The sequence below is a fragment of the Halothiobacillus neapolitanus c2 genome (assembly GCF_000024765.1).
In the GTDB taxonomy this organism is placed as follows: Bacteria; Pseudomonadota; Gammaproteobacteria; order Halothiobacillales; family Halothiobacillaceae; genus Halothiobacillus; species Halothiobacillus neapolitanus.
The window spans coordinates 470,780-496,901 of sequence record NC_013422.1; the positions used below are offsets into that span (position 1 = coordinate 470,780).

At 56.1% G+C, this 26,122-nt stretch carries 24 protein-coding genes and 1 tRNA gene; 16 read left to right on the forward strand and 9 right to left on the reverse strand.

Annotation, left to right across the window (positions count from 1 at the left end; translation table 11 throughout):
* Position 1 precedes the first annotated feature (1 nt).
* From mraY to HNEAP_RS02270, 10 genes are all read left to right on the forward strand, one after another.
* Positions 2–1,084, forward strand: coding sequence for a phospho-N-acetylmuramoyl-pentapeptide-transferase (gene mraY, locus HNEAP_RS02225; RefSeq protein ID WP_012823340.1), 1,083 nt, complete (start codon positions 2–4; stop codon positions 1,082–1,084).
* Positions 1,084–2,499: a UDP-N-acetylmuramoyl-L-alanine--D-glutamate ligase gene (murD, locus tag HNEAP_RS02230; protein ID WP_012823341.1), complete on the forward strand. Its 1,416-nt coding sequence runs from the start codon at positions 1,084–1,086 to the stop codon at positions 2,497–2,499. Before mraY ends, murD begins: the two co-directional genes overlap by 1 nt.
* The gene (gene ftsW / locus HNEAP_RS02235) at positions 2,496–3,743 is read left to right on the forward strand and encodes a putative lipid II flippase FtsW (protein ID WP_012823342.1); all 1,248 of its coding nucleotides are present in this window, start codon (positions 2,496–2,498) and stop codon (positions 3,741–3,743) included. Before murD ends, ftsW begins: the two co-directional genes overlap by 4 nt.
* Complete coding sequence (gene murG, locus HNEAP_RS02240) at positions 3,740–4,864, forward strand: undecaprenyldiphospho-muramoylpentapeptide beta-N-acetylglucosaminyltransferase (protein ID WP_012823343.1); 1,125 nt, start codon at positions 3,740–3,742, stop codon at positions 4,862–4,864. The genes ftsW and murG overlap by 4 nt, the downstream gene beginning before the upstream one ends.
* Positions 4,861–6,336: a UDP-N-acetylmuramate--L-alanine ligase gene (murC, locus tag HNEAP_RS02245; RefSeq protein WP_012823344.1), complete on the forward strand. Its 1,476-nt coding sequence runs from the start codon at positions 4,861–4,863 to the stop codon at positions 6,334–6,336. Before murG ends, murC begins: the two co-directional genes overlap by 4 nt.
* Complete coding sequence (locus tag HNEAP_RS02250; protein WP_012823345.1) at positions 6,329–7,303, forward strand: D-alanine--D-alanine ligase; 975 nt, start codon at positions 6,329–6,331, stop codon at positions 7,301–7,303. Before murC ends, HNEAP_RS02250 begins: the two co-directional genes overlap by 8 nt.
* Before the next feature lie 2 nt (positions 7,304–7,305).
* Complete coding sequence (locus HNEAP_RS02255; RefSeq protein ID WP_012823346.1) at positions 7,306–8,121, forward strand: cell division protein FtsQ/DivIB; 816 nt, start codon at positions 7,306–7,308, stop codon at positions 8,119–8,121.
* Between the two features lie 36 nt (positions 8,122–8,157).
* Entirely contained in the window at positions 8,158–9,402 is a 1,245-nt protein-coding gene (ftsA, locus tag HNEAP_RS02260; RefSeq protein WP_419185604.1) for a cell division protein FtsA, read from the forward strand.
* 66 nt (positions 9,403–9,468) lie between these two features.
* The gene (ftsZ, locus tag HNEAP_RS02265; RefSeq protein ID WP_012823348.1) at positions 9,469–10,614 is read left to right on the forward strand and encodes a cell division protein FtsZ; all 1,146 of its coding nucleotides are present in this window, start codon (positions 9,469–9,471) and stop codon (positions 10,612–10,614) included.
* A gap of 353 nt (positions 10,615–10,967) precedes the next feature.
* Positions 10,968–11,477, forward strand: coding sequence for a hypothetical protein (locus tag HNEAP_RS02270; protein WP_012823350.1), 510 nt, complete (start codon positions 10,968–10,970; stop codon positions 11,475–11,477).
* Between the two features lie 303 nt (positions 11,478–11,780).
* On the opposite strand, the gene HNEAP_RS02275 is transcribed toward HNEAP_RS02270, so the two are convergent.
* From HNEAP_RS02275 to dnaG, 7 genes are all read right to left on the reverse strand, one after another.
* Positions 11,781–12,242, reverse strand: a complete 462-nt coding sequence (locus HNEAP_RS02275) for an RES family NAD+ phosphorylase (protein ID WP_012823351.1) — start codon at positions 12,240–12,242, stop codon at positions 11,781–11,783.
* Entirely contained in the window at positions 12,239–12,772 is a 534-nt protein-coding gene (gene parS / locus HNEAP_RS12130) for a type II RES/Xre toxin-antitoxin system antitoxin (protein ID WP_081441086.1), read from the reverse strand. Before parS ends, HNEAP_RS02275 begins: the two co-directional genes overlap by 4 nt.
* Before the next feature lie 222 nt (positions 12,773–12,994).
* Positions 12,995–13,393, reverse strand: a complete 399-nt coding sequence (locus HNEAP_RS12845) for a site-specific integrase (RefSeq protein ID WP_272866932.1) — start codon at positions 13,391–13,393, stop codon at positions 12,995–12,997.
* 12 nt (positions 13,394–13,405) lie between these two features.
* Positions 13,406–13,900 carry a site-specific integrase gene (locus HNEAP_RS12850; RefSeq protein ID WP_208107216.1) on the reverse strand — a complete coding sequence of 165 codons (495 nt, stop codon included), beginning with the start codon at positions 13,898–13,900 and terminating at the stop codon, positions 13,406–13,408.
* Positions 13,901–14,216: 316 nt separating this feature from the next.
* A tRNA-Ile gene (locus HNEAP_RS02290) sits at positions 14,217–14,293 on the reverse strand.
* A 192-nt stretch (positions 14,294–14,485) separates the two neighbouring features.
* The gene (rpoD, locus tag HNEAP_RS02295) at positions 14,486–16,312 is read right to left on the reverse strand and encodes an RNA polymerase sigma factor RpoD (protein WP_012823353.1); all 1,827 of its coding nucleotides are present in this window, start codon (positions 16,310–16,312) and stop codon (positions 14,486–14,488) included.
* A 138-nt stretch (positions 16,313–16,450) separates the two neighbouring features.
* Positions 16,451–18,121, reverse strand: a complete 1,671-nt coding sequence (dnaG, locus tag HNEAP_RS02300; RefSeq protein WP_166636018.1) for a DNA primase — start codon at positions 18,119–18,121, stop codon at positions 16,451–16,453.
* Between the two features lie 364 nt (positions 18,122–18,485).
* Between dnaG and HNEAP_RS02305 the strand changes: the two genes are divergently transcribed.
* Positions 18,486–19,253 carry a tetratricopeptide repeat protein gene (locus HNEAP_RS02305; protein ID WP_012823355.1) on the forward strand — a complete coding sequence of 256 codons (768 nt, stop codon included), beginning with the start codon at positions 18,486–18,488 and terminating at the stop codon, positions 19,251–19,253.
* A 76-nt stretch (positions 19,254–19,329) separates the two neighbouring features.
* Here the strand turns inward: HNEAP_RS02305 and cls are convergent, their stop codons facing one another.
* Positions 19,330–20,775, reverse strand: a complete 1,446-nt coding sequence (cls, locus tag HNEAP_RS02310; RefSeq protein WP_012823356.1) for a cardiolipin synthase — start codon at positions 20,773–20,775, stop codon at positions 19,330–19,332.
* Entirely contained in the window at positions 20,775–21,635 is an 861-nt protein-coding gene (locus HNEAP_RS02315) for an SDR family NAD(P)-dependent oxidoreductase (RefSeq protein ID WP_012823357.1), read from the reverse strand. Before HNEAP_RS02315 ends, cls begins: the two co-directional genes overlap by 1 nt.
* Positions 21,636–21,765: 130 nt before the next feature.
* Between HNEAP_RS02315 and HNEAP_RS02320 the strand changes: the two genes are divergently transcribed.
* From HNEAP_RS02320 to HNEAP_RS02340, 5 genes are all read left to right on the forward strand, one after another.
* Complete coding sequence (locus HNEAP_RS02320) at positions 21,766–22,431, forward strand: Bax inhibitor-1/YccA family protein (protein WP_012823358.1); 666 nt, start codon at positions 21,766–21,768, stop codon at positions 22,429–22,431.
* A 90-nt stretch (positions 22,432–22,521) separates the two neighbouring features.
* Complete coding sequence (locus tag HNEAP_RS02325) at positions 22,522–22,716, forward strand: hypothetical protein (protein ID WP_012823359.1); 195 nt, start codon at positions 22,522–22,524, stop codon at positions 22,714–22,716.
* Positions 22,717–22,787: 71 nt separating this feature from the next.
* Positions 22,788–23,375 carry a CBS domain-containing protein gene (locus HNEAP_RS02330; RefSeq protein ID WP_012823360.1) on the forward strand — a complete coding sequence of 196 codons (588 nt, stop codon included), beginning with the start codon at positions 22,788–22,790 and terminating at the stop codon, positions 23,373–23,375.
* Positions 23,366–23,995, forward strand: a complete 630-nt coding sequence (locus HNEAP_RS02335; RefSeq protein WP_041600334.1) for an HPP family protein — start codon at positions 23,366–23,368, stop codon at positions 23,993–23,995. Before HNEAP_RS02330 ends, HNEAP_RS02335 begins: the two co-directional genes overlap by 10 nt.
* A gap of 99 nt (positions 23,996–24,094) precedes the next feature.
* Positions 24,095–26,101: a methyl-accepting chemotaxis protein gene (locus HNEAP_RS02340; protein WP_012823362.1), complete on the forward strand. Its 2,007-nt coding sequence runs from the start codon at positions 24,095–24,097 to the stop codon at positions 26,099–26,101.
* Positions 26,102–26,122: the final 21 nt, after the last annotated feature.

Below are 26,122 nucleotides of genomic sequence, written 5' to 3' on the forward strand. Positions count from 1 at the left end.
CATGTTATTGATTCTGTTCGATTGGTTAGCGAAATTCTATAGCCCGTTTGGTGTGTTTCATTATCTTACGTTGCGCACCATGCTCGGCGTGCTAACCGCCCTGATTGTCGCCCTGTGGATTGGCCCACCGATGATTCGCTGGTTGCAATCGATCAAAGCCGGTCAGCCCATCCGCAGCGACGGCCCGCAATCGCATCTGTCCAAGGCGGGCACGCCGACGATGGGCGGGGCGCTCATTCTCGTTGCCATTGGTGTGGCGGTATTGCTCTGGGGCGATCTGACCAATCGTTATGTCTGGATTGCCTTATTGACTACCTTCGGCTTCGGGTTGATCGGGGGAGTGGACGACTACCTCAAACTCTCCAAGCGCAACAGCAAGGGGCTGGCTTCCCGCTACAAATATTTTTGGCAGTCGGTGATCGCGCTGATCGTCGCTGTGGTGCTATTCAACATGGCAAAAACACCACAAGAAACCGGATTGATCATCCCGTTATTCAAGGATGTGCTGATCCCGCTGGGTTTTGGCTACATCCTGCTGACGTACTTTGTCATCGTGGGTAGTTCCAATGCCGTCAACCTTACCGATGGCCTCGATGGTCTGGCCATTATGCCGACCGTGTTGGTGGCCGGTGGGCTTTCGGTGTTCGCCTATGTCACGGGCAATGTCAAATTCGCGGTTTATCTGGGCATTCCCTTCGTGCCCGGCGCGGGCGAACTGGCCGTGTTCTGCGCGGCAATCGTCGGCGCGGGGCTTGGTTTTTTGTGGTTCAACAGTTACCCGGCGCAAGTGTTCATGGGCGACATCGGTGCGTTGGCACTCGGCGCGGCTTTAGGCGTGGTCGCGGTGATGGTGCGCCAGGAAATCGTGCTGTTCATCATGGGCGGGATCTTCGTGCTGGAAACCGTATCGGTGATGCTGCAGGTCGCCTCATTCAAGCTCACCGGCAAGCGGATTTTCCGCATGGCGCCGATTCATCATCACTTCGAACTCAAAGGTTGGCCTGAGCCAAAGGTCATTGTGCGGTTCTGGATTATCACCGTGATTCTGGTGCTGATCGGCTTGGCGACGTTGAAGGTGCGCTGATGGAAAAACACAGCCTCATTCTGGGTATGGGTAAAAGCGGGCTATCCGTGGCGCGGCATTTGTCGCGTCTCGGCCTGCCGTTTGCTGCTGCCGATACTCGCGATGACGCTGTATTGCGTGCCGAGTGGGTTGCGCAGTATCCAGACATTTCCATCACCATGGGCGCCTTGCACGAGTCGCTGCTGGATAACGTGGCGGAGCTCATCGTCAGCCCCGGTATCGCGCTGGATTTGCCCTTGATCATGTCGGCACGAGTGAAGCAAATTCCCGTGCGAGGCGATATCGATCTGGCTCTGCATGCGAGCGATGTGCCCGTCGTTTTGATTACCGGCTCGAACGGCAAGAGCACGGTGACGGCGCTCGTTGGCGAATTGCTGAATGCGGCAGGCGTGTCTGCCGTAGTGGGCGGAAATTTCGGTACCCCCGCACTGGATTTGCTGACTACCGATGCCGATGTGCTGGTGCTTGAAGTGTCCAGCTTTCAGCTCGAATCGACCGATTTCAGCGGCTTGGCGCCCGCACAGATGCCGCGAGCCGCAACGGTGCTGAATATCAGTCAGGATCACCTCGATCGCCACGGTACGCTGGCGCACTACGCTGCGATCAAGGAAACCGCGTTGCATCAGGCGCGTCGCGCGGTGTTGAACCGGGACGATCCTATGGTGGCCGCGATGGCGGAACGGGCCTCGGGCGATGTGATCTGGTTCGGTACGGCCATGCCAACGCAACCGAGTGATTTTGGCCTGATGACGATCGCAGGTGAATCATGGCTGATACAGGCTCAGGCAAATGCAACCGCACTTTCGATTCTACCTGTTCAAGCATTGGGTTTGACCGGGCGGCACAATCAGATGAATGTGTTGGCGGCTCTGGCGTTAATACAAGCCGTTGTGCCGGATGTTGCTTTGAACGACGATCGCTTGCTGAACGTCCTGCGTCAATTCACCGGTTTGCCGCACCGGGCTCAAAGCGTGGGCGTGATCAATGGTGTGCGCTTCATTGACGATTCCAAGGCCACCAATGTGGGCGCGGCTGTTGCGGCCATTCTCGGAATGCCTGCACCATTGGTTTTGATTGCCGGCGGTCAGGGTAAAGGACAGGACTTCGCCCCCTTGGCCGAATCGCTGGTCGGGCGTTGTGCCGGCTTGATTCTTATGGGACAGGATCAGGCGGTTATCGCCGAAGCGCTGCAGAATGAACCGGGTGCTACATGGCCCGTTCGTCGCGTGCATTCGATGATCGAAGCGGTTCAGGCGGCAGCAGATATCGCGCCACCACAATCTACGGTGTTGTTGGCACCCGCTTGCGCCAGTCTCGACATGTTCGTGAGCTATGTGGATCGCGGCAATCAATTCGCCGCCGCGGTAGCGTCACTTTCCGCCAAAAAGACAAATGGTACGGAGTTCACCTCATGAACCGTACCGTGCAAAAACTGCTGCCCTGGTTGACGGCATCGGCACAAGATGTGGAAAAAGTGCGCAACGAGAGCATTCGGCTTGATCCGATCTTGATGGTTGCCGTGCTGGCACTGCTGGCGTGGGGGCTTGTCATGGTGACTTCCGCCTCCATGGAGTTGGGCGAGCGCTTTGGCAATCCGTTCTTTTTTGTGATTCGGCAGACGATCGCCGTGGTCATTGGCGCCTCCATCACTGTGTGGCTGGTGTTGCGGCAGCCGATTGCGCTGTGGGTCGAATACAAACTGTGGATTCTGATCGCTTCATTGCTATTGCTGTTGGTCGTGCTATTGCCGGGGATTGGCCACTCCGTGAATGGGGCGAATCGTTGGATTCCGCTGGGACCGGTCAATATTCAGGTCTCTGAATTTGCCCGCTTGGGGCTCATCATCTGGATGGCTGGCTACATCGCCACTCACACCATCAAGCTGCAAAATCGAATCACCGGGATGTTGGGGCCGGGCGTCGTTATCTTCGCTGCAAGCTTGTTGTTGTTGTTGCAACCGGACTTCGGAACAACCGCAGTGCTCGCTGCCACGTTGTTCGCGATGGCGTGGTTGGCGCGTGCACAGTGGCAGATGATGGTGGGCTCGACACTGGTGATGGGCGTGCTCGGTGTCTTTGTTGTGCTTTCTGAGCAATACCGAATCGAGCGGTTGCTGTCGTTTTCCAACCCGTTCGCTGATCCCTTTGGGCACGGTTATCAACTGGCCAATGCTTTGATTGCCATCGGTACGGGCGGCGTTTGGGGACGCGGTCTGGGTGAGAGCATCCAAAAATTATCCTACCTGCCTGAAGCACACACCGATTTTATTTTTGCCGTATTGGCGGAAGAACTGGGGTTGATCGGGGTGATTGCCCTGATCGGGCTGTACGGTCTCATCGTCTGGCGCGGGTTTGTGATTGCCAATATGGCGTGGAAGGAAAATCAGATTGCCGGTGCGGCGTTGGCCTGGGGCATCAGCGTGTGGATCGGGATGCAGGCGCTGATCAACATGGGTGTGAATATGGGCGTGCTGCCAACCAAGGGGCTCACCTTGCCGCTGATGAGTTATGGCGGTTCGGCCATGATCGTGGCACTGATTTCGCTGGGGTTTTTGATGCGGGTGCACCACGAGGCGGCCATGGTGGCCGAGCTGCGTGAAGCGCAGATGACGAAGCGACAGCAGGATGCATCGATACGGACAAAGGAGGTGTTGTCATGACCAGTCAGGAAAAACCTCTTGTTTATGTGATGGCCGGTGGTACGGGTGGGCATGTCATCCCCGCTTTGGCCGTGGCTCGTGGCCTTGCCGAAAAAGGCTATGCCATTCGTTGGCTCGGCACGACCGCGGGTATTGAGGCCCGACTCGTGCCGGAAGCCGGCTTCCCGATCGACTGGCTCACCATTGGCGGCCTGCGGGGCAAAAACCTGCTGACACGCCTGTTGACGCCCCTGCGACTCATTCGCGCTGTATTTGCCGCCAGAAAATATTTTGCCCGCAACAAGCCCGCCCTTGTTCTGGGATTGGGCGGCTACGCCTCCGGGCCCGGCGGATTGGCTGCGCGTTGGTTGGGTCTCCCGTTGGTGATTCACGAACAAAATGCAATCGCCGGTTTGACTAATCGTGTGCTGGCCCGAATTGCCAACCAGACGCTTGCCGCCTATCTGAACGCGTTTCCTCGCGTGCCACAGGCATTCACGGTTGTCGGCAATCCGGTGCGCGCGGACATCGTGGGTATGCCCGGTGTGGTGCAGCGGCAGATCGGTCATCGTGGCCCGGTTCGCGTTCTGGTACTCGGCGGAAGTCTGGGTGCGAAAGCACTGAACGACACGGTGCCATCCGCACTGTCCCGGGTTAGCCCGCAGTTGCCGATTTCAGTCTGGCATCAGACGGGGATCAAAAACATCGAATCCACCCAGACCAATTACAAACAATGCAAATGGGCGGACGGTAGTGATTACCGCGTCGTGCCGTTTATTGACGACATGGCGCAAGCCTATGCCTGGGCCGATTTTGTGATTGCGCGTGCGGGTGCCCTGACTGTGGCCGAGATCAGCGTCGCAGGCATCGGCGCGTTGTTCGTGCCGTTCCCCCATGCCGTCGATGACCACCAGACTCACAACGCAGAACCCCTCGTTCAGTCCGGCGCGGCGCTCTTGATGCAGCAGCGGGATATGACTGTGGAGCGGTTGGTCGATTCACTTGTCCCCGTGTTGAGCGACCCGGATCGGCTGCGGGAGATGGCACTGGCCGCACGCGAGCGGGCGTTGCCCAAGGCAACAGAAACCATGGTGCGTATCTGTATTGAAACCATGAAAAAACAGCATAAGGCGGCCACATGATTAATCCCGCCATGATCAATTCAGTCGGGGGCACCCATCGCCCCGTTGCCGATATCCGTATGCGGCAGGTACGGCACCTGCATTTCGTCGGTATCGGCGGAGCGGGGATGAGCGGTATCGCCGAGGTGATGAAAACCTTGGGATTCACCGTGACAGGATCGGATGTGGCGGAATCCGCTGCCGTGATCCGCTTGCGCCAACTCGGCATTCCGGTACAGATCGGCCATGCGGCCGCGCATGTCTGCGATGCGGATGTCATCGTGATTTCTACCGCTGTGAAGGCCGATAACCCCGAACTGGCCGCAGCTCAGGCCAAACGCCTGCCGATCGTACGCCGCGCAGAAATGCTGGCCGAACTGATGCGCTTCCGTATCGGTCTTGCCGTGGCCGGTACGCACGGTAAAACCACGACGACTTCATTGTTGGCGGCGATTCTGGCCGAAGCAGGTTGGGATCCGACCTACGTGATCGGCGGCAAGCTGTTGTCCAGTTCGTCCAATGCACGGCTTGGGCGGGGCGAATATCTGGTGGCCGAGGCGGACGAGTCCGATGCTTCGTTCCTGCATTTGCAGCCGCACGTCGCCATCGTGACCAACATCGATGCCGACCATCTTGAAACCTATGACGGCAATTTCGAACGATTGGTCGATCACTTCATCGAATTTCTGCATAACCTGCCGTTCTACGGATTGGCGGTGCTCTGCGCCGATGATCCGGTTGCCGCGGGAATCACCGCGCGGGTTGGCCGACAGGTGCTGACCTACGGTATCGATCAGCCCGCCGACGTGCGTGCAACCGACGTGTACTCGGATGGTTTCGGCAGCCGTTTCGTGGTCAATCTGCCGAACCAGACTCAATTCGACTGCCGTTTGGCCATGCCGGGGCGCCATAACGTGCTCAATGCGCTGGCGGCAATTACCGTTGCGCAGGATCTGGGTGTGCCGGTGGCCGCCATTCAACAGGCGCTGACCAGTTTTCAGGGTGTCGGTCGCCGACTTGAGCGTCGCGGAGCGTTGGCGATCAAAGGCAAGAAGCTGCCTCTGATCGACGATTACGGCCACCATCCGCGTGAAGTGGAAGCCACGCTTCAAGCCGTGCGTGCGGCTTGGCCCGATGTTCGTTTGGTCGTGATTTTCCAACCGCACCGCTTTAGCCGGACCCGCGATTTATTCGAGGATTTCGTTCGTGTGTTGTCCACGGTCGATCACCTCATTTTGCTGGATGTGTATGCCGCGGGCGAAGCGCCGATTGCCGGTGCCGATGGCCGAAGTCTTGCCCGCGCGATTCGCAACCGGGGCCAGGTTGATCCGGTGTTTGTCGTAGGCGCAGACGAGGCGGCAGCGGTGCTGCCGGACATCATTCCTGAAAATGAATTGGATCAGCCGATGCTCGTTCTCACGTTGGGCGCGGGCAATGTCGGCAGCCTGCCTGCCTTACTGCTGAACCGTTATGGAGAGCAAAGCCATGCGTGATCCCGCCGTATTTGGCCGCGTGTTGTTGCTGTTGGGCGGTTGGTCGTCCGAACGAGTTATTTCGCTCAAAAGCGGTGAAACCGTTCTGGGCGCGCTGCAACGTGCAGGCATCGATGTGACGGCTATGGATGTCCGGCGCGATTTTCTGCCCGAGTTGTTGGCTGCGCACCAAGCCAAGCCCTTCGACCGTGCGTTCATCATCCTGCATGGCCGCGGTGGCGAAGACGGTCAGATTCAGGCTGTTCTTGAGTTGCTGGGTATTCCCTACACGGGGACTTCGATGGGCGGTTCCGCCATCGGGATGGACAAGCTCGCCTGCAAGCGGATCTGGCGTGGCGAAGGTTTGCCAACACCGCCTTGGGCGGTCGTGGCTACCGAGATAGAAGCCCATCGCGCATTGGATTCTCTTGGTTTGCCGGTGATGGTCAAACCGGTGGCAGAGGGGTCGAGCGTCGGTGTCGCCAAGGTTGATCAACCGGATCAGTTGGCGGCCGCTTTCCGCGAAGCAGCACGTTATGGACAGGTGATGATGGAGCGCTACATCCGTGGCGGCGAATACACCGTTTCACTGCTGGGTGGCCGCGCATTACCCGTGATTCGACTCTCCACGCCGCACGATTTTTATGATTTCGACGCCAAGTATCTGGCAAACGATACCGAATACACCATTCCGAGCGGGTTGAGTGCCGAGGAAGAATCCGCCATGCAGGCAATCGCGCTCAAAGCGTTCGAACAGATCGGAGGATCGGGTTGGGGGCGGGTCGATTTCATGCGTGACGAGCACGGTCAGAATTGGTTGATCGAAGTCAACACCGTGCCGGGCATGACCGATCACTCGTTGGTGCCGATGGCCGCCCGCGCGGTCGGGATCGAGATCGAGGAATTGTGTCTGGGTATTTTGGCGCAGACGCTGCCTGACGAGTCGAAATCAACAGAGGGCTCCGCCAATGGTCGGGAACACGATTGACGATGGCCGCTGCATCACGTCCCGTTCAAGCCAGGCCGAAGTCGCCTTCACTGCGCGAGCAGTGGGATGCGTTTGCACAAATGGCGATACGCCTGCTGACGGTGCTGTTCAACTGGGCCATTACCTTTGCTTTGCTGGGCATGCTGGGTCTTGCGGGTTGGGCATTCTGGCAAAAGCTTCAGGTGCCGGTAGCGCATGTCGTCGTTCAGGGAGCGACACCCGAGGCGAGTGCGGATTGGGTTCGACGGGATTTGAGTGCCGTCATTGGTCAGGACATATGGCAGGTCGATCTCAACGCCGTGCAGGCGCAGTTGCTGAAAAACACCTGGCTGACGCGCGCCGACGTGCGCCGGGTCTGGCCGGATACGTTGGTGGTACAGATCGCGATTCATCATCCGATCGCGCGTTGGCAGGGCGATCAGTTGCTGGATTCCGATGGTTCTGTGTTCCAACCCAACGGCATGTCGCGGGGTCTGGCAAATACCGAGGCATTGCCAAACCTGAGTGGGCCCGATGGAAGACAGTGGGCGGTGTGGGAGCGTTATTTGTCGCTCAAGCCCGCATTAGCCGCCGAAGGTCTGGAGATGACCGGATTGATCGAGAACTCACGTGGTTCGCTGGATGTGATGGTGCAGGGCGGTACGAAAATCCGTCTCGGTACAGAACAGATCGAATCGCGATTGCAGCGTCTGCTGGACGTGTACCAGAAAACGCTGGTGGGCAAGCTCGATCAGATCGCAGTGATCGATCTGCGCTACACGAACGGTTTTGCAGTGCAGTGGCGAAATCCGCCCGCTGCACCGAAGAAAAAGAAATGATGCCAATAACCTGGAAGTCGAGATAAGCACATGGCAATTGCAGTACGAAAAGGGGAACGGGATTTGGTGGTCGGCCTGGACGTGGGCACCAGTAAGGTCGCCGCGCTTGTGGGGGAGTATGACGCCGACGGCAACCTGAGCCTGATCGGGTTCGGGCAGTCGCCGACCAACAAGGGGTTGCGGCGCGGTTCGGTTGTGGATATCGAGTCGACATCCTTCGCGATTCAGCGCGCGATCGATGCCGCTGGCGCCATGTCCAATTGCGAGATTGGCTCGGTCTGGGTCGGTGTGGCCGGAGATCATGTCATCAGCATGGATTCGAAAGGCATGACGGGAACCGCCGGCCGTGAGATTACCGCGGCGGATATCCATCAGGTCGTACAGTCGGCCAAGGCCGTCAAGATCCCGGACGGGCAGCAGATTCTGTACAGCGAACCGCAAGAATTTCGGATCGACGGACAGGACGGCATCCGCAAGCCGCAGGGCATGACAGGGCATCGACTCGAAGCCGACGTGCACATCGTGACAACGGCCACCAACAACGTGCAGAACATCGTCAAGTGTGTGGAACGCTGCGGTCTGGCGGTCACGGGCACTGTGCTCGATCCGATTGCGGCGGCCACAGCGGTGCTCAATGACGATGAAAAAGAGCTGGGCGTCGCGCTGATCGATATCGGTGGTGGTACCACTGATATCGCCATCTATACCCGGGGCGCGTTGCGCTACACCACCGTGTTGCCGATTGCCGGCGAGCAGATCACCAATGATCTGGCTTATGGCCTGACCACACCACCGGCGCAAGCAGAAGAAATCAAACGTAAATTCGCCAGCCTGCACCCGCTCGACGATCGGGCACAGGACGAAGAAATCGAAGTGCCCGGTGTGAGCGGTCGTCAGCCCCGACGGATTTCGCGCGACACCATGATGCGCATTTGCCGCCCCCGCGTGGAAGAAATCTTGGGATATATCCAGGAAGCCATTCGACGCTCCGGATATCACGAAATGATCAATGCAGGCGTGGTGCTCACCGGCGGAACCGCCGCGATGCCCGGCCTAGTGGAGCTTTGCGAAGATTTTCTGCAAATGCCCACCCGCCTCGGTTTGCCGCAAGGCATCAGTGGCAACCACGATGCATTAAAGAATCCAGCCAACGCGACCGGCGTCGGCTTGATCCTGCACGGACGAAGACTGGAAGCCCAGGGCGGAATCCCTGCGCCCGTCGGCGTGCAGGCTGAACCCCCGCTTGATCGGCTTAAACGCTGGTTCAAAGAGCATTTTTAATCTGTTTTTATCACCTCAATGGCCCACACCCATTGAATTTTGTTTGTTATTGAAGGAGACGACATCATGACTTGGAATATGGTAGAAGTTCAGCACGAAGGCGCAAAAATCAAAGTGATCGGCGTTGGCGGCGGCGGCGGCAACGCAGTAGCCCACATGCTGACCAAAGAGCTGGAAGGCATCGATTACATCTGCGCGAACACCGACTCCCAAGCTCTGCGCAAGAGTCAGGCACATTCCCAGCTGCAAATCGGCAGCAACATCACCAAGGGCCTGGGTGCCGGTGCCGATCCTGAGCTCGGCCGTCAGGCTGCGCTGGAAGATCGCGAGCAGATTCAGGAAGCCATCAAAGACGCGAACATGCTGTTCATCACGACCGGCATGGGCGGTGGCACCGGTACCGGTGCGGCACCCGTCATTGCGCAGATCGCTAAAGATATGAATATCCTGACCGTCGCCGTCGTGACTCGTCCGTTCAGCTTCGAAGGGAAGAAACGCACCAAGACTGCGCTCGAAGGCATTGCCGAACTCGAGAAGCAGGTTGATTCACTGATCGTGATTCCCAACGACAAACTCACCGCCGTCATGGGCAAGAGCGCGTCGTTGAAAGATGCCTTCGCCTCAGCCAACGAAGTGCTCTTCACCGCCGTATCCGGCATTTCCGAACTGATTACCCGTCCGGGCGAAATCAACCTCGACTTCGCCGACGTACGCGCGATCATGACCGAAAAAGGGACCGCCATGATGGGTACCGGCATCGGTCACGGCGATAACCGCGCTGCAGAAGCCGCTGAAGCCGCCATCCACAGCCCGCTGCTTGACGACATCAACCTCACCGGTGCCGATGGCATTCTGGTGAATGTATCCTCAAACGGCGACCTCTCGATCGGTGAATTCATGGAAATCGGCGAACTGGTTCAGGCGCTGGCCGGTGACGAGGCGCTGGTTAAAGTGGGCACCGCCATTGATGAAAGCCTGGAAGGCTCACTCCGTGTCACCCTGGTTGCGACGGGTTTAGTCCGCAATACCGTGATCGCAGAAGAGCGCAAACCTCGTGTCGTCGTGCATAACGAAAGTCCGCGCGCGGCTGTTTCGGAGCAGGAATCGCAATCAGCGCCAATGCGTCACGCCGTGGCCCAGGTGCGTGGGAATACCGCCATTAATATGGACGTGATCGATATCCCTTCATTCCTGCGTCAACAGGCAGACTAATGTTTCGATTCGTGATGGGTTGGGCCAAAGCTGCCAACGTGGGACGCAGCACACAAAGAGTGCGCGCAACTCCTCATTGGGGCACCGAGGCAAATCCGAGTGCGAGTTTTGGCTTTGAATTGATGTTGAAGTGCAGAAACCGGAGCCTTGATTTTCAGCTGGGTTTTTAGCCATAGGAACAGGTAAAAGGCCGTCATTCATCCGGCAGGTTCTGTTGTCTCCGGAACAGGACGGGTGAAGTGATGTCATCGACCGCGCAGCAAAGTTGGGTTTGCTGTGCGGTTTTTTTTGGTCGCTTGCAATATAATTGCCAACCTATCTTTTTAGAGCAGTGAGAAAACCAAGGAGTGGAGATGATGAAAATGAATGTGCGTTTGTTGACGGCGATGGCTTGCGTCATAGCCTTGAGCGGCTGTGCTCAGGTCGCGCATCTGACCGAAGGAAGTCAAACGGATCAGGAGCAGAAAAGCGCTGGCGTGAAACCGCAAGAGGCAGCCCCAGCTATCTCATCAACCGCCAAGGACAAACCCGCAGCACAAGGAAGCCATACAGAGGCTACTGAGGCGGAGTCAAAGCGCGGTATTTACGGCAACCCACCGCGCCACAGTCCATTTGCCAAGTTGAAACTGGGTATGTCGTCGAAACAGGTTACTGATTTAATCGGTGAGCCGACGGATCAAAAATCGTATATGACGGGAAAGATCTGGATTCCCTTCTATTTTGGTAGCGATCGTGCACGACTGGAATACCGTTACAAAGGACAAGGCGTGCTGACCTTCGTCGGTGGCGGTGGATTTGTCTCCAGCAACTTCACCCTGTATCGGGTGATCTACAACCCCAAGGAAGAAGGTTACGAGCACTGATCCTATCTGCTCTGGCTAAATAAAAACCCCCGACCTGGTTCTATCAGTTCGGGGGTTTTGTTTGGTGGGCCCAGCAGGACTTGAACCTGCGACCGCTCTTCAATACTCAACTGTTTGTAGATTTTTCCCATGCAACATTATCCCCATAAAATGTTGCACTTGGGTTTTGAGCGCGCCGACTTTAACCCAAACCCCGTTTACACAAAATTCGGGACACCCCCGTCATCGGGCAAGACAATTTCAGCGCAAGATCGGATCGATTCCGTGCCCGTACTAGTGAGGATGGTATTTTGTGCCCGCTGGTCAGCGGTTCAGGCGTTTGTCGAAGGCGAAGGACGTTGGTTGGGTGTCGAGCACCAGCTCCTTGAAGCGATCCATGCCGGGGTTGAGAAGCACGTTGTAGGACTCGGGGCTGGTGGCGCTGGGTACGATTAGGCCGATAGAGCTTTCGCTTTGCACCCATTCGTCACCGATATGGCGCGTTTCCATGCCACTAGGCTCCGAATCCCAGTCATTTGGCAGGTCTTGCGGTTCCAGTCGCCGTAGGTCCGATTCAGGGATATCCACGACGAAGTACGAGAAGTCCGTCAGGTGCGGCGAATCCTGCAGGTGCACCAGAATCTCGAGCTGGGCCAGCGCCAAGCTGTCCGAGGCGTAGACCATGGCTACGTCTTTGCTGTTCCACCGGCCGCCGGCGATGGCCGCACCTTTGCCTAGCCACGCATCATTCACATATTTGGTCTTGATGATGCGGTAGACCTTCATGAATAGACGCCGTACTCGATGCGGGTGATCAGGTCCATAACCTCCACCGCGCCGGTTTCGGAATGGAGTAGATCGCCAGGCTTCGTGCCGCCCAGCGCTGGGGCCGGGGTTTCAAGCCAGCTCTTGGCCGCGTCGGTGTCACCCTCGAACAGGTTCACGGCCGCCTCGTACACGCGCATCACCCGCAAGGCGCTCTCGCCTTCTGCTGCACTCAGGGTGCCGGATTTGGCGCGACGCTTGAGATTGTGCGGCTTAATGCCGGACCAGTGCAGGAACACGGTCTGCGGTACGTTGATCGAAGCACTGGCATCTTTGACGATGCGTAGATCAAGGCCTTGGTGGATGAAACGCACAAGCTCCGCTCCGTGGGCATGCGGAACGTAAAGTTCAACCACGTCTGTAACTCTGGTTGGGCCGCTTTGCCTAGTGCGGCTCGGGCGGAATCGCTCGACTTTTGAGGGGCCGTTGTCGGTAATGTCTGCTGTTGTGCTCATGTATTCACCTCGTCGGGCAGGTGGGAATGGTAGCATTTGCTACTTCCCGAAGGGTACAAGTGTATAGTATCACCCAGCTGCAAAAGGCAAATAAATTCCGTTGTTCGCTTAGAACGGGAAAACAATGTCTGACTTAACCATAAGGCAACTACACGCCTTGCTCTAAGACAGATTCAGCGCACGAGTGTGCCTATCACGCGTAGCCTCACGTGCTGTCCTGATCATTGGGCAAGACAATTTCAGCGCAAGCGAGACAGGTCATGCTGAGCTCTTGTCCAACTTGGTAACCAAGTCTTCTGCTCTGAGGTGCGTATAGCGCTTGAGCATCTGCATCGAACGATGTCCACTGATCGCGGCCACTTCTTGATCACTCAGTCCGGCCTCGACGAATCGGCTGACGGCTTCGTGGCGCAGGTCATGGAAACGGAAGTCTTTCAGGTCGATTGACTCTTTGATCTCCAGCCAGACTTTGTTGAAGTTATATGGCCGCCTCACTCCATCTTGGCCAGGCTCTCCAAAAAACACTAGGTCAGTATCAGCTGGACGAACAGGATGCTTCAGTGCCTCCGCGATAGTTTCTGTTGCTCTTCTGTTCAAGGGGACGGTGCGTGGTTGGGTATTCTTGGTTTCCAATAGTCGTATTATCCGTCTTCCCAGATCTACTTGGCTTCAACGCAGAGTCGTTATTTCAGATGATCGCATGCCAGTTTCCAAGGCAATCCGTACGATCCAACTCAGCATCGGGTTGGAGTGCGCAGCAACGGCATCCAGAAGCTGTTGCTCTTCTTTTGGTGTTAGGCGGCGTTCGCGACCAGGCGGTGGGGCGGGGCGACGGATGCTTTGTACGGGGTTGTGTAGCAACCCAATGCCCCACTCCTTGATCTCGGTATTGAACATGTGCCCAAGCAACGCTAGGTCGAGGCGTACTGTGTTTGGAGAGCGTGGCCTGGGATCGGGCCTGCCTTTTGCATCTTTCCGGTCCAAACCCGCTAGGCGTTCGTCTCGGTACTTGGCAATGATTTCGGGCGTCAGGGCGGCAAGGGAGTATTTGCCCAGACGTTGAGTCAGTGGTTTTGAGTGTCGGGCGTCACAGGCAGCCGATGCCGGGCGTTTGGTGGGGGGCACTTCCGTTAAGTAGCGCTTGATAGCGTCTGCTACGGTCATTCGTTCGGAGGGGGCTCGTTGTATATAAACACCGCGAACCATTTCATCCTCGGTACGTCGTGCCCAGTCCTCAGCATCTCGTTTGGTTCGAAATGTTTTTGATGCGGTGGGAAACCCTGTCTTCCTAATAACGGCCTTCCATATAGGCCCTTTTACTCCATGATCTGTTGCCGCACTGTACTGAATTTGTACTTTTCCAACAACAGCAAGGAAAATCGGGAGCAAGCCTTGGCCGCGATATGGGAGTGTGAATCAAAATAAAAAACACAACCAATTGATAATTGGTGTGTTTTTCGTATTTTCGTTTGTCTGAATTTGGTGGGCCCAGCAGGACTTGAACCTGCGACCAATCGATTATGAGTCGACTGCTCTAACCAACTGAGCTATAGGCCCTTGTTCGGTGCGGCAGATGCCGCGTGACATTCCGTTAGGGAAGTCTGCAAAAATGCAGACCTTCCCGTGCAGGGGGTGGAAGCCCTGCCGCTCAATGACGTAAGTCATTGAAATACTGAGCACAAGACGGGCGTGTGCCGGCTTGTGCGTTTCTGCACGCATCCATGGATGCGTGCAGAGATTTCCTATAGGTCAGTCGATATTCATTTCGATGAAGCTACGCAGCCGCTCGGAACGTGACGGGTGACGCAGTTTGCGCAGTGCCTTGGCCTCTATTTGGCGGATGCGTTCACGGGTGACATCGAATTGCTTGCCGACTTCTTCCAGCGTGTGGTCGGTGTTCATACCGATACCGAAACGCATCATCAAGACCTTTGCCTCACGCGGGGTAAGGGATGCCAGAATCTCACGCACAATCTCGGACAGGCTAGCGTTTGTTGCCGAGTCCATCGGGGAAATCGCGCTCTGATCTTCGATGAAATCCCCCAGGTTGGAATCGTCATCTTCGCCGATCGGCGTTTCCATGGAAATCGGTTCCTTGGCGATTTTGAGCACCTTGCGGATCTTGTCTTCCGGCAGGTCCATCCGCTCGGCCAGTTCTTCCGGCGTGGCTTCCCGTCCCATTTCCTGCAACATCTGACGGCTAATACGGTTCAGCTTGTTGATGGTTTCGATCATGTGCACCGGAATACGGATGGTGCGCGCTTGGTCGGCAATCGAACGGGTAATGGCCTGGCGAATCCACCACGTGGCGTAGGTCGAGAACTTGTAGCCGCGGCGGTATTCGAATTTGTCGACCGCTTTCATCAGACCGATGTTGCCTTCCTGAATCAAATCCAGAAATTGCAGGCCACGGTTGGTGTATTTTTTGGCGATGGAAATCACGAGCCGCAGGTTGGCTTCGATCATTTCCTTCTTCGCGCGCCGCGCCTTGGCTTCGCCCAAGGTGATAAGACGATGGACTTCACGCGTTTGCGCCACAGTCAATTTGCTGTCGCGGGCGACGGTGTTCAGGCGTTTTTGCAGACGTTCGATTTCCGGCTGTACTTGGCTGAATTTCGCAGTGGGCTTGCCCTTTGTGGCCACTTTAACCCAGCCGATATCCGATTCGTTGCTGCGGAATGCTTCAATGAACGTTTCGCGCTTGAGGCCGCCTTTGTCCACGGCTTGATGCATGATCTGCTTTTCGAGCAGTCGAATCCGAGCAATGGCCTGACGAATCTGTTCAAGCAGCTTTTCATTGAATGCCGGGTTGAGTTTGAGCTGAACCAATTGGTCGGCCAAGCTGGCAAGGTATTCCGGTGAGCGCTCGTCGAGATTTTCGGCCAAGCGCTTGATTTCCATCAAGTGGGTTCGGACAAGCTCAGGGTCGAGCGTGTTGTCGACGACCGCTTCTTCTTCGGTATCGTCTTCTTCATCCTCGTCCTCGTCGTCTGTGTTGCTTGCTTTCCCTTCGGCGACGTCCAACGGTTTTTCTTCGGCATCTTCGGGGATTTCAACTTCAGGTTCGATAATGCCGACGATGACATCCTGCATCCGCAAGTCGCCGGCTTCGATCCGGGCGTAGTGCTCTAGCAGGGTTTCGATGGTCGGTGGATAAAAGGCCAGCGCACGCGTGACGTCGATCAGGCCTTCTTCTATGCGTTTGGCGATTTCAATTTCGCCCTGGCGATTGAGCAGATCGACCGTACCCATCTCGCGCATGTACATACGCACGGGATCAGTGGTGCGGCCGAATTCGGCATCGACTTGCGAGGCAAGGACGGCAACTGCTTCTTCGGTGGCATCTTCGTCACTGGCAGCGCGGGATTCGTCGGCGAGGCCGAGGTCATCGCCATCGGGTGCGACTTCGGAAACGGAAATGCCCATTTCCTGAATCATGCCAATGATGTCTTCGATCTGGTCGGCATCGACAAGGGCTTCGGGCAAATGGTCGCTGATTTCCGCGTAGGTCAGGTAGCCCTGTTCCCGGCCGCGAGCGATGAGTGATTTGATGCTGGCCTGCTGGTCTTCGTACATGTGCGGCATTCACCTAGTTGGCATAAATTTTCGAACCGTTGATTATAGCGGCTCTGAAAAAAAATGCCGCAGTTTCTCCGGATTCATTGGATAGGTAAGTGTTTATGGCCGATGTTTGCTAATTCAATCAGAGGTTTCCTAAGATTTAGGATTTTTTTCCTGTTCCGCCATAAAGCGGGCAAGTGCCTGTCGCGACGCCTGTTTGCTGGCAGAATCCGATTCGCTGCGGTGCAGTTGGATCAGGGTGTCTTCCAGGATATTTTGTGCCGTTTCGGCTCTTTCGATGCCCTGAAATTCGATAGCCAGAGCGGTCTTCGTTTCTTCCGCTCCCCATAGCTCGGAAGCTGATTGTGCCCATCGAGCCCGCGGCTGAGTGGCTAATAACTGAAACCCTTCTGGAACCCTAGAATTGAACCAGGCCTGCGGTTCAAGAACCCGCTGCAACAGATCGGGGTGTTTGAGCACGATCGAGAGAATCAGGGTCTGTTTGGCATAACTTTGCGGCTTGTTGCGCGGTAAGGTCGGTTCGGTGGGGCCTGTGTTTTTTTTGTAAGCTGCGCGCCACACGCCGGTATGTTCGTTGATGCGGCGCTGGGTTATGCGCTTGAGGGCGCCATCGGGCAGGGTGCGAATCCAGTCATTGCCGAGCTTGGATTTTTTCGCCATGGCTGCCGTGTCCTGCCCCGGTTCCATTTGATCGAGCAGTTGCAGGATGAAATTGTCGAACGACAGACTGTGGTGCTCGATCTGCTCAATAAAAGCCGATTTTCCCTTGGCTTGAATGAAACTATCCGGGTCCTCGCCATCGGGAAGAAACAGGAAGCGTAGATCTCGACCATCGGTGAGGTGGGGTAGTGCGGCGTGCAGAGCCTTGGTCGCGGCTCTGCGACCGGCGGCATCGCCATCGAAACAGAACACGAGGCTGGGGCTGAAACGATAAAGACTTTGCGTCTGCTCGTCGGTTGTCGCGGTGCCCATGGTGGCGACCACGTTGCGCACGCCGTGTTGCGCCAACATCACCACGTCCATGTAGCCTTCCACGATGATGACGCGAGCCGGTCGGGCGTCGTCGAGCCTGGCTTCATACAGGCCGTACAGGTTCTGGCCTTTGTGGAACAGTCTCGATTCGGGTGAGTTGAGATACTTGGGTTCGCCCGGACCGAGGATACGGCCACCGAAACCGATGATTTGACCGCGTTTGTCCCGGATCGGAAACATGATGCGCCGCCGGAATCGGTCGTACTGTTCGCCATCGTCTTTCTGCACGATCAGACCGAGTTCCAGTAGCTCATCACGCATTTTCGGCGGTGATTCGCAATGGCCCAGCAAAAGGTTGCCATTGGGCGCGAAACCCAGATCGAACAAGGCCGCCGTCGTGCCATTAACGCCGCGTTGCTTGAGGTAGTCGATCGCTTCTTGATGCGCGCGGAGTTGGCGCTTGAAGTGGGCGTTGGCGAAACTCATGCTGTCGAGCATGGCGGCCTGTTCTTCCAGCGCCTTGTGATCCACTTCGCTGACAGGCAGCGTCATGCCCGCACGTGTCGCCAGTTCCTCGATTGCGCCGCGAAAATCCCGATGTTCATAATCCATCAGAAAACTAACGGCGTTGCCGTGCGCACCGCAGCCGAAGCAGTGATAAAACTGCTTATCCGGATTGACGTAAAAAGAAGGCGTTTTTTCCTGATGGAACGGGCAGCAGGCCGCGTATTCCTTGCCTTTTTTCTTGAGCGGCACCTGGGCGTGAATCAGCTCGACCAGATCCGTGCGGGCCAGGACATCGTCAATAAAGGATTCGGGGATGAAGCTCATGTCGGGCATTGTAGAGTAACCACTAAATCTCGCCAGCGGGGTTGTGATCTCGGGCAACGCCGGTCGAGCAGTTTTGTCTTCCGGTTTGTCATTTGGGCGTTGTGATTTGCGGCGCTCAATCGAATGATGTTTGACAGTGTGTTGCCGCGTGCGCCATTGCTTACCTCTTTTTCAGATTATTCTTGTGTTTATCAAGTGGTAAATAAGATAATTATCATATTGTTATTGAAGTTACTTAAAGATGTTGGTCTTTTTGTATTTGTTGCTTGAGAGTTGTTGAATTTGCGGTCAAACTAGCAATCAAGAACAATCGACCGAGCGTATTTGATTGATCGTAAACCGCAGGATTTTTAGGGTGATTCCAATGCAATGGGCAAAATGGGTTAAGTGGGGGGTTGTCGGCACGATGCTTGTCACCCCTTTGTGGGCGCAGGCTTCTGAAAAGCCAACCGCAAAGCATTCAGCGGTGCCTATACCAGAAGCGAAAACCGAAGATTTGTATGCAGGTAATAGCCTCAACCGCTGGATGCCGAAGGCAGAGCGTGGGGATATTTTCGCGCAATACGTTCTGGGTCATATGTACTGTGTGGGTCAAGGCGTGCCGAAAGATATGGTCAAGGGCTTGTCCTGGTATCAGCGCGCGGCTGACCAGGGGTTTGCTCCCGGACAACTGGCCCTGGGCACCATGTATTACAACGGCGAAGGCGTGAAGCAGGATTACACGGTGGCGGCCAAGTGGTTCCGCCTCGCCGCCGAGCGTGGCTATGACCGGGCACAAAGCAATCTGGCTGCGATGTACATGAATGGCACTGGGGTGCCCCAAGATTACACGCTGGCCATCAAATGGTTTCGTGCTGCAGCAAACCAGGGTTATGCCACAGCCCAATACACGTTGAGCAGGATGTATTCGGACGGCACGGGTATGAGCAAGCCGGATATGGTCGCGGCCTATGGGCTGCTTCGTCCACTGGTGGAGAAGGGTAATGCCGCCGCCGTTACTGCCATGAAGGAATTGCTGCCGAAAATGAACCCAGATCAGATCAAGCAGGGGCAGGAACTCGCCGAGCGGATCCGCGGAAAGAACCGTTTGAACAAAGCGTTGGATGCCTACGAGAAAATTGCATTGCGTTGATTGCGCGCGTTTGATTCGATCAAGGAACAACGGGGCTTCGGCCCCGTTTTTTTGTATGAAGTGCTGGTAAATGCGATTAGAGCAGGGGCGTGGTCAGGCGGGCCAGATTCTGGATGATGACCTCGCGTCGGCTGCGCAGTGCCCAGGCTTCGATGCTCAGAATGCGGGCGGAGTCACGATAACGCGCCAGAAGTCGGTTGAGCGTTTGTGCAGTTTGCGGTGCATAAAACAGCAGACCGAGTTCGGCATTGATGAGGGACGAGCGCACATCCAGATTGGCGCTGCCAATCAATGAGATTCGATCATCAAACAGCGCGAATTTGGTATGCAGGAAATAACGGGGATAACGCCGGATAATGATGCCTTCATCCAGTAGCTCGGCATAATAAGATTCCTGCGCCCACTGAACCAGACGCTGATCGAGCCGCTCCGACAGAATTAGCTCCACCTCTACGCCGCGCTGTGCCGCTGTTTTCAGCGCAAGCAACATCGCGTCATCCGGAACGAAATAAGGGGTGACGAGCCGGATCGATTCGGTGCTGACGTGTATCAGTGAAAGCAGGAGTTGCTGCTGAACCGGGTCAGGATATTCCGGGCCGCTCGGCAGCCCGAGGCAAATTTCATCACCAGCCGCCTCGGGGGTCGGAAAATACTGAACGCCGGTGAGCATGGCGTTGCGTTCGATATACCAGTCACCCGCGAAGATGGTTTGCAATTCCAGCGCGATGGGGCCACGCAAGCGCAGCATAATGTCTTCGTAGATGATATTCGGTTTGAAATCCGGGCGGATCAGATTCATGGAGCCGGCATAACCGATCAGCCCATCGATAACCACCAACTTGCGGTGATTGCGCAAATCGAAGCGAGCGGACTGACGGGGAAGTTTGCTTCGTGGAAAGGCGCGTGCCACACGGATGCCCTCGGCCTCCAGTGCCAGCAAAGGGGCCATGAATTTCTTGCTGCCGTAGTCATCCACCAGCAGTCGCACTTCTACCCCACGCTTCACTGCCCGGAGCATGGCAGTAAATACAGGCTCCGTTAAGTCATCTCGTGCGGCAATATAAAAAAGAAGATGCACCGAATGATTAGCGTTGTCGATGTCGGCGACCAGTTGCCGGACCAGTTCGGGGAGTTGCTCGATCACAGCGACCGCATTGCCGCCAAACTCGGGAAATATCCGCCAGTGTCGCGCCAATTGTGCGATTGGACGCCACTGATCCGGCAGGGTCGTGCGATGGTGGAGGCTTTGTTGTTTCTGCAGATGATTCAGGTTCGGCGCCAAGGCTTTTTCAAGGTCGTCGATCTTTTGCTGCCGAGCGGACGAAACGCGCGGGCGACCGACAAACAGATAGATAATCCCGCCGATGAGCGGCTGGAAGAAGATCAGCAGTAGCCATGCGGTCGCCGTGACGGGTGGACGCCTCATGGGGACGACGATCAGGGCAAACAAGCGCACCAGCCATTCGACCAAGACATAAAGGGCAGCCCAGTGTGCGTTTTGCAGATCGAACAGTTCGAGCATCAGCGTCGTCCTCCGCCCGAGGCCGCGAGTAATACGCGGTCCATCCAGCGCGAGGGCAGAAGACGGCGCAGTACGGAGAACAGGTACGTAGGTACGGTGACCGGATAACGCGCCTTGGGCCGGCGCGATTCGAGTGCGTGAATGACGCGATCGAGAACGGCCTCGGGGGGGAGCGTGAATGGAGCGGCTGGCCCCGGCTTGTTGAGTCGTTCAAGCTGCTTGCGATAGGCATCGGCATGAATGGAAGACTCGATTGGAATGTATCGGAGGAATACGGCCTGGGCGTTGGCGCGAAAGCGCGAAGCGATCGGACCCGGCTCAATCAGAGACACATCAATGCCCGTGCCATTGAGTTCCATCCGGAGCGTGTCGCTTAAGCCTTCCAGCGCGAACTTGCTGGCAACATAAGCGCCACGAAACGGCAGTGCCGCAATACCAAGTACCGAGCTGTTCTGGATGATTCGGCCGAAGCCCTGAGCACGCATCAGTGGGATTACCCGGTTCGTGAGCACCTGCCAGCCGAAGAGATTGGTCTCGAATTGAGCGCGCAATGCCTCACGCGACAAATCTTCAACAGCGCCCGGCAAGCCGAACGCACCGTTGTTGAATAACGCATCGAATGACCCATCGGTATGCGCAAGCGCTGCATTCAGGCCAGATTCGATGGATTGATCATCCGTAAGGTCCAGCAGCACAACCGGAATATCGGCATGGGGCCAGGTATCGAGATCTTTTTTCTGCCGTACCGAGGCGACGACGCGATGCCCCCGATCAGCCAAGCCACGAGCAACGCACTGGCCGATGCCGGATGAGCAACCGGTGATCAGGATTGAACGAGGGATTCGGGCGGTGTTTGGCACGTCGGTCTTACCCAGTTTTAAACAGCGGATATCTTAGCCCAATCCGGAGGTTCCAGCGTTGGTAACATTGAACTTGGCGCTATGATAAAGTGTCAATAGAACCGTGTTTATTCCATGATAGGAGCGAGCCATGAGCCTGCAAAATTCAACCGTAAGTCCGCGTCGAGAATCCTTGCTGGCGACCAACCAGCTGATTCGCAACACCTACCTGATGTTATCGATGACCTTGGTGTTCAGTGCCGTCATGGCCGGCGTATCCATGTGGATGAACCTGCCGCCGATGATTTCGCTCATTGCGATGTTCGGTTCGATGGCATTGATCTGGTTTGTCCTGCCCCGCACGGCACGCTCCGGCGCGGGTCTGGTGACCGTATTCGCCATCACCGGCCTGATGGGGTTGGGCCTGGGGCCAACCATCAATTATTACCTGCACCTTGAAGGCGGTGACCAGATCGTTATGACGGCTTTGGGCGGCACCGGTGCGATTTTTCTGGCGCTGTCTGCGTATGCGCTTATCTCTCGCCGTGATTTTTCGTTCATGGGTGGCTTTTTGATGGTCGGCATGATCGTGGTGCTGCTAGCCATGCTCGGGAACTTGTTTTTCCATTTGCCGGCATTGTCCATGGCGCTTTCCGGCGCGGTCATCCTGTTGATGAGTGGATTTATCTTGTTCGACACCAGTCGCATGGTGAACTCCGGTGAGGACAACTACCTGATGATGACGGTGAGTTTGTATCTCAGCATCTTCAACATCTTCGTCAGTTTGCTGAATATTCTGGGTGCTAGCCGGGACTGAGCCTGTCTCGGATTAACCCTGGATAAAGCTCCGCTAGTCGGGGCTTTTTTGTTGTTTAATCAGGTTATGAACTGAGCAGGAGGTTCTGGAATGGATTGGATCAAGATCTTATCTGCCGTTTTTATCGTCGCGATGCTGGTTTTTCTGTGGCCGCGTGCGGGGCAGATGATTCGGGAGAGCCGCAAAGGCACGATCAATGAGTGGCTTTGGGTTGGCCTGTTGCTGCTCGCAGTGGCGGCCTTTGTCGTCTTTTTGATGCAAAGCATGCACTCAACGGTTGTGTGATGTTTGCTTGCCGGAGACGGTTGCGGTTTCTTGACAGGTTATGATGCTCTTTTTTGCACAGGGGGATCGCCATGACTGAACGGACGCCCAACCGGTTGCCTGATGAAGATATTCAGGCCGCGATGCGCGCCATGTCCGGTTACATTGACATCACTACGGACGACTTTCGCGAAATCTTCGAATTGGCGCACGAACATGCGATTCGGCGTTTATTCTGCTGCATGGATGTGCCGCACTTGATGCGCCGGGATTTCTCGGCTTTAAAGCCCGATCAAACGCTTACCGAAGCGGCAGAGCAAATGGCCTTGATGCATGCGCATACGCTGCCGGTTGTTGATGAGAACGGCTTGGTGCTGGGGGATGTCAGCGAATGGAATTTTCTCCAGGGCTACGGCGCCGATACGTTCTTCTCCCTGATTTTTCGCCTGATGGCACACGACCAACGCTTCATCGATTACTGCGAGCGGACATTGGTGCGGGAGATTATGACGCAGCCAGCCGTCACATTGCCGGAGCAGGGTACGTTCGCCGATATCGCCCGTGCATTTCATCAAGTGGAAGAAAAGCGCCTGCCTGTGGTTGATGCGCAGAATCATTTGGTGGGCGTGGTGATGCGCCGGGATTTTCTTGAGCGGTTCCACTGGGAGGAATGGCTGTGAGCCGTGAGACGGATGAAACGGCGCAACCTGTTGGTTGGGTTAAGTTCTGGCGAAAATGGCGGGGTCGTGGTCATGGTTCGCCGCCGAGAGTAAGTTGGGCTGAGGTTTTCTGGTCTGGTTTGGGTGGTGTGCTGGGCTTGATGGCCGTCGGGGTGTGCGCACTGGCATTTACCGGGCTGGATCGGATCCTGATTATCGGTTCGATCGGCGCATCGGCTGTGTTGCTGTTTGGTGCCATCCGAAGCCCGTTGGCGCAGCCGCGTAACCTGATTGGCGGTCATGCGTTGTCGGCACTGATCGGCGTGAGCCTTCATCTGCTTCTTGTCCGCGAAACGGGTGATCCGGGTATCCTGTCCGGCATTCAGCCTTTTATCGCTTCGGTCTTGACTCCGGCCTTGGCCGTGGGGCTGTCCATTGCCGTGATGCACGCCACTCGAACCCTGCATCCGCCCGGCGGGGCCACCGCCTTGGTCGCGGTTATCGGTAGCCAGCAGATACATGCCATGGGCTACTGGTTCGTGCTTTTTCCTGGCATCCTTGCGCCGCTGATCTTGTTGTTCATCGCATTGGTTTTTAACAATCTGGTGCCCAAGCGGGTTTACCCGGAATTCTGGTGGTAGTTGGCGCGACAGCACACGTTCACTCAAGTAATACCGCCTGCTGCCGATATGCTCAACACCATCGCATTCCTATAAATAGAACTAGGGGAAACTTCATCAATGAACCGCTGGATTTCACGTTTTTCAATCGCACAAAAAAATCTGTTCAGTTACGGACTTATTCTGGTGCTGATGTGCTCGATGGCCATTCTGACTTATTTCAACATGAACCGTATTCAAGGCATGACGAAAGAGGTTATTGCCCAGCGGCAGCCTGCGGCCTTCGCGGCGGATGGTATTCGTGTCCAGCTTGAGCGGGCGATGGCTTCCGTCGGTCTGTATTTGCAGAGCAAAAGTCCTGCAGACAAGAAACGATTTGATGAAGCCATTTCGGGTATTAGTCAGGAGCAAGCCGCGTTAAAGCAACATTCCGACGAATCTCTGGATGGTCTGGATGCCGGTCTGAAAACCTTTGTTACCGATGCCAACGAGGTAATGAAGATATCTGCCGACGATAAACTGAATATGCCCGGTATGGATTATGCAAATCAGAACGTCAATCCTCTATCGATTCAAATTTCCGGATTGATGGGCACCTTGATTTCGGCTGAGGCAGATGCGGATGCGGGCGTGCTTCCACGCCGGGCGTTGGTGCTCGAACTGGCGCGTCTGCGCGGCGAGTGGGGTGATGTTCTGGCGGGTTTGCGCGGTTTCATGGCGTTTCGCAGCCCCGCACTGGAGAAAAACTTCAATCTTTACACCGCCGAAGTGCTCAAGCGCACACAAGAAATCAATACCAATTACGGCAATCTGCTGACGTTCGAGCAGCAGGATGCGGTTGATCAGCTTCTGAAGTTGTTGCCTCAGTTCATTGATCAGGCGGGGAAAGCGTTTGCGATTCACAAGTCGGATAAATGGCGTATGGATGCCTATCTTGTTCGCACCAAACTGACGCCGGCATTTGCAGATGTCGAATCCAGCGTGAATGAGATCGTGAAACATGAACAGTCACTCATCCATGGGCAGTCGAAGGTGATGGATCAGACCATCAGCAATATTGCCTTTGGGCAGGTGGGGCTGGTTTTGTTGGGGATACTTGTCATCGTGGCCTCTGCTTTGCTGTCGATGGTCACGATCTCTTCGCCACTGCGTCTGGTGGCGGAACGGATGCGCGATATTGCCGAAGGTGACGGCGACCTGACCCGTCGACTGCCGGTGAACGGCAAGGATGAAATTGCCGATGTCAGCCGCGCGTTCAATACCTTTGCCGAGACCGCTCACAAACTGGTTTCCCAGGTTGTGATGACTACCCGCTCCCTGAGTGATTCTGCTGATCGATTGAACGATTCATCAGCTCGTGCCCAACAGGGCGCAGCCCGACAGGCACGGGATACCGAGGCGCTCGTCACCGGCATGAGCCAAACGCTTGAAGCGGCAGAAGATGTGGCGCGTAGTGCCGAAACCGCCAGTGCGTCGGTACAGGAGGCAAACGACAAGCTGAGTGAAGGCTTGGCTAAGGTAGATGTCAGCACGCACAGTGCCGAACAACTCGATTCGGTGCTGCTGCGCGCCGAGCAGAAAATCCATGAACTTTCCAACCAGAGCCAGACCATCGGCAAGGTGCTGGATGTCATTCGGGCAATCGCTGACCAAACCAACCTCCTGGCACTGAATGCAGCCATTGAGGCAGCGCGGGCCGGTGAGCACGGACGGGGGTTTGCCGTGGTGGCAGAAGAAGTTCGCTCGCTGGCGACGCGCACTCAGGAATCCACGCGGGAAATCTCTGGCATTATCAGCCAGTTGCAATCGGGCGCGCAGGAGGCCGTTTCCGCGATGGGTGAAGGTCGCGAAGTGAGTCATGAAAGCCTGGATGCCATTACCCAGGCCAACCAGATGCTGATCAATATCGCTCAGGCTTTCGGGCATTTGAGTGATATGAGCGTGCGCATTGCCGCCGCCGCCGAGGAGCAGACCGCTGTTGCCAGCGGCATGAAGCAGAATATCGAATCCATCAATAGTACGGCTGCCGACGCCGCCAAGCAGGGTGAGGAGATATCCTCTTCCGGAACGGATGTGTCCCAGCAGGCACGTACGCTGGCGGAACTGGTCCGACAGTTCAAGATCTAGTTTCCTGATTGGGTAATTTGA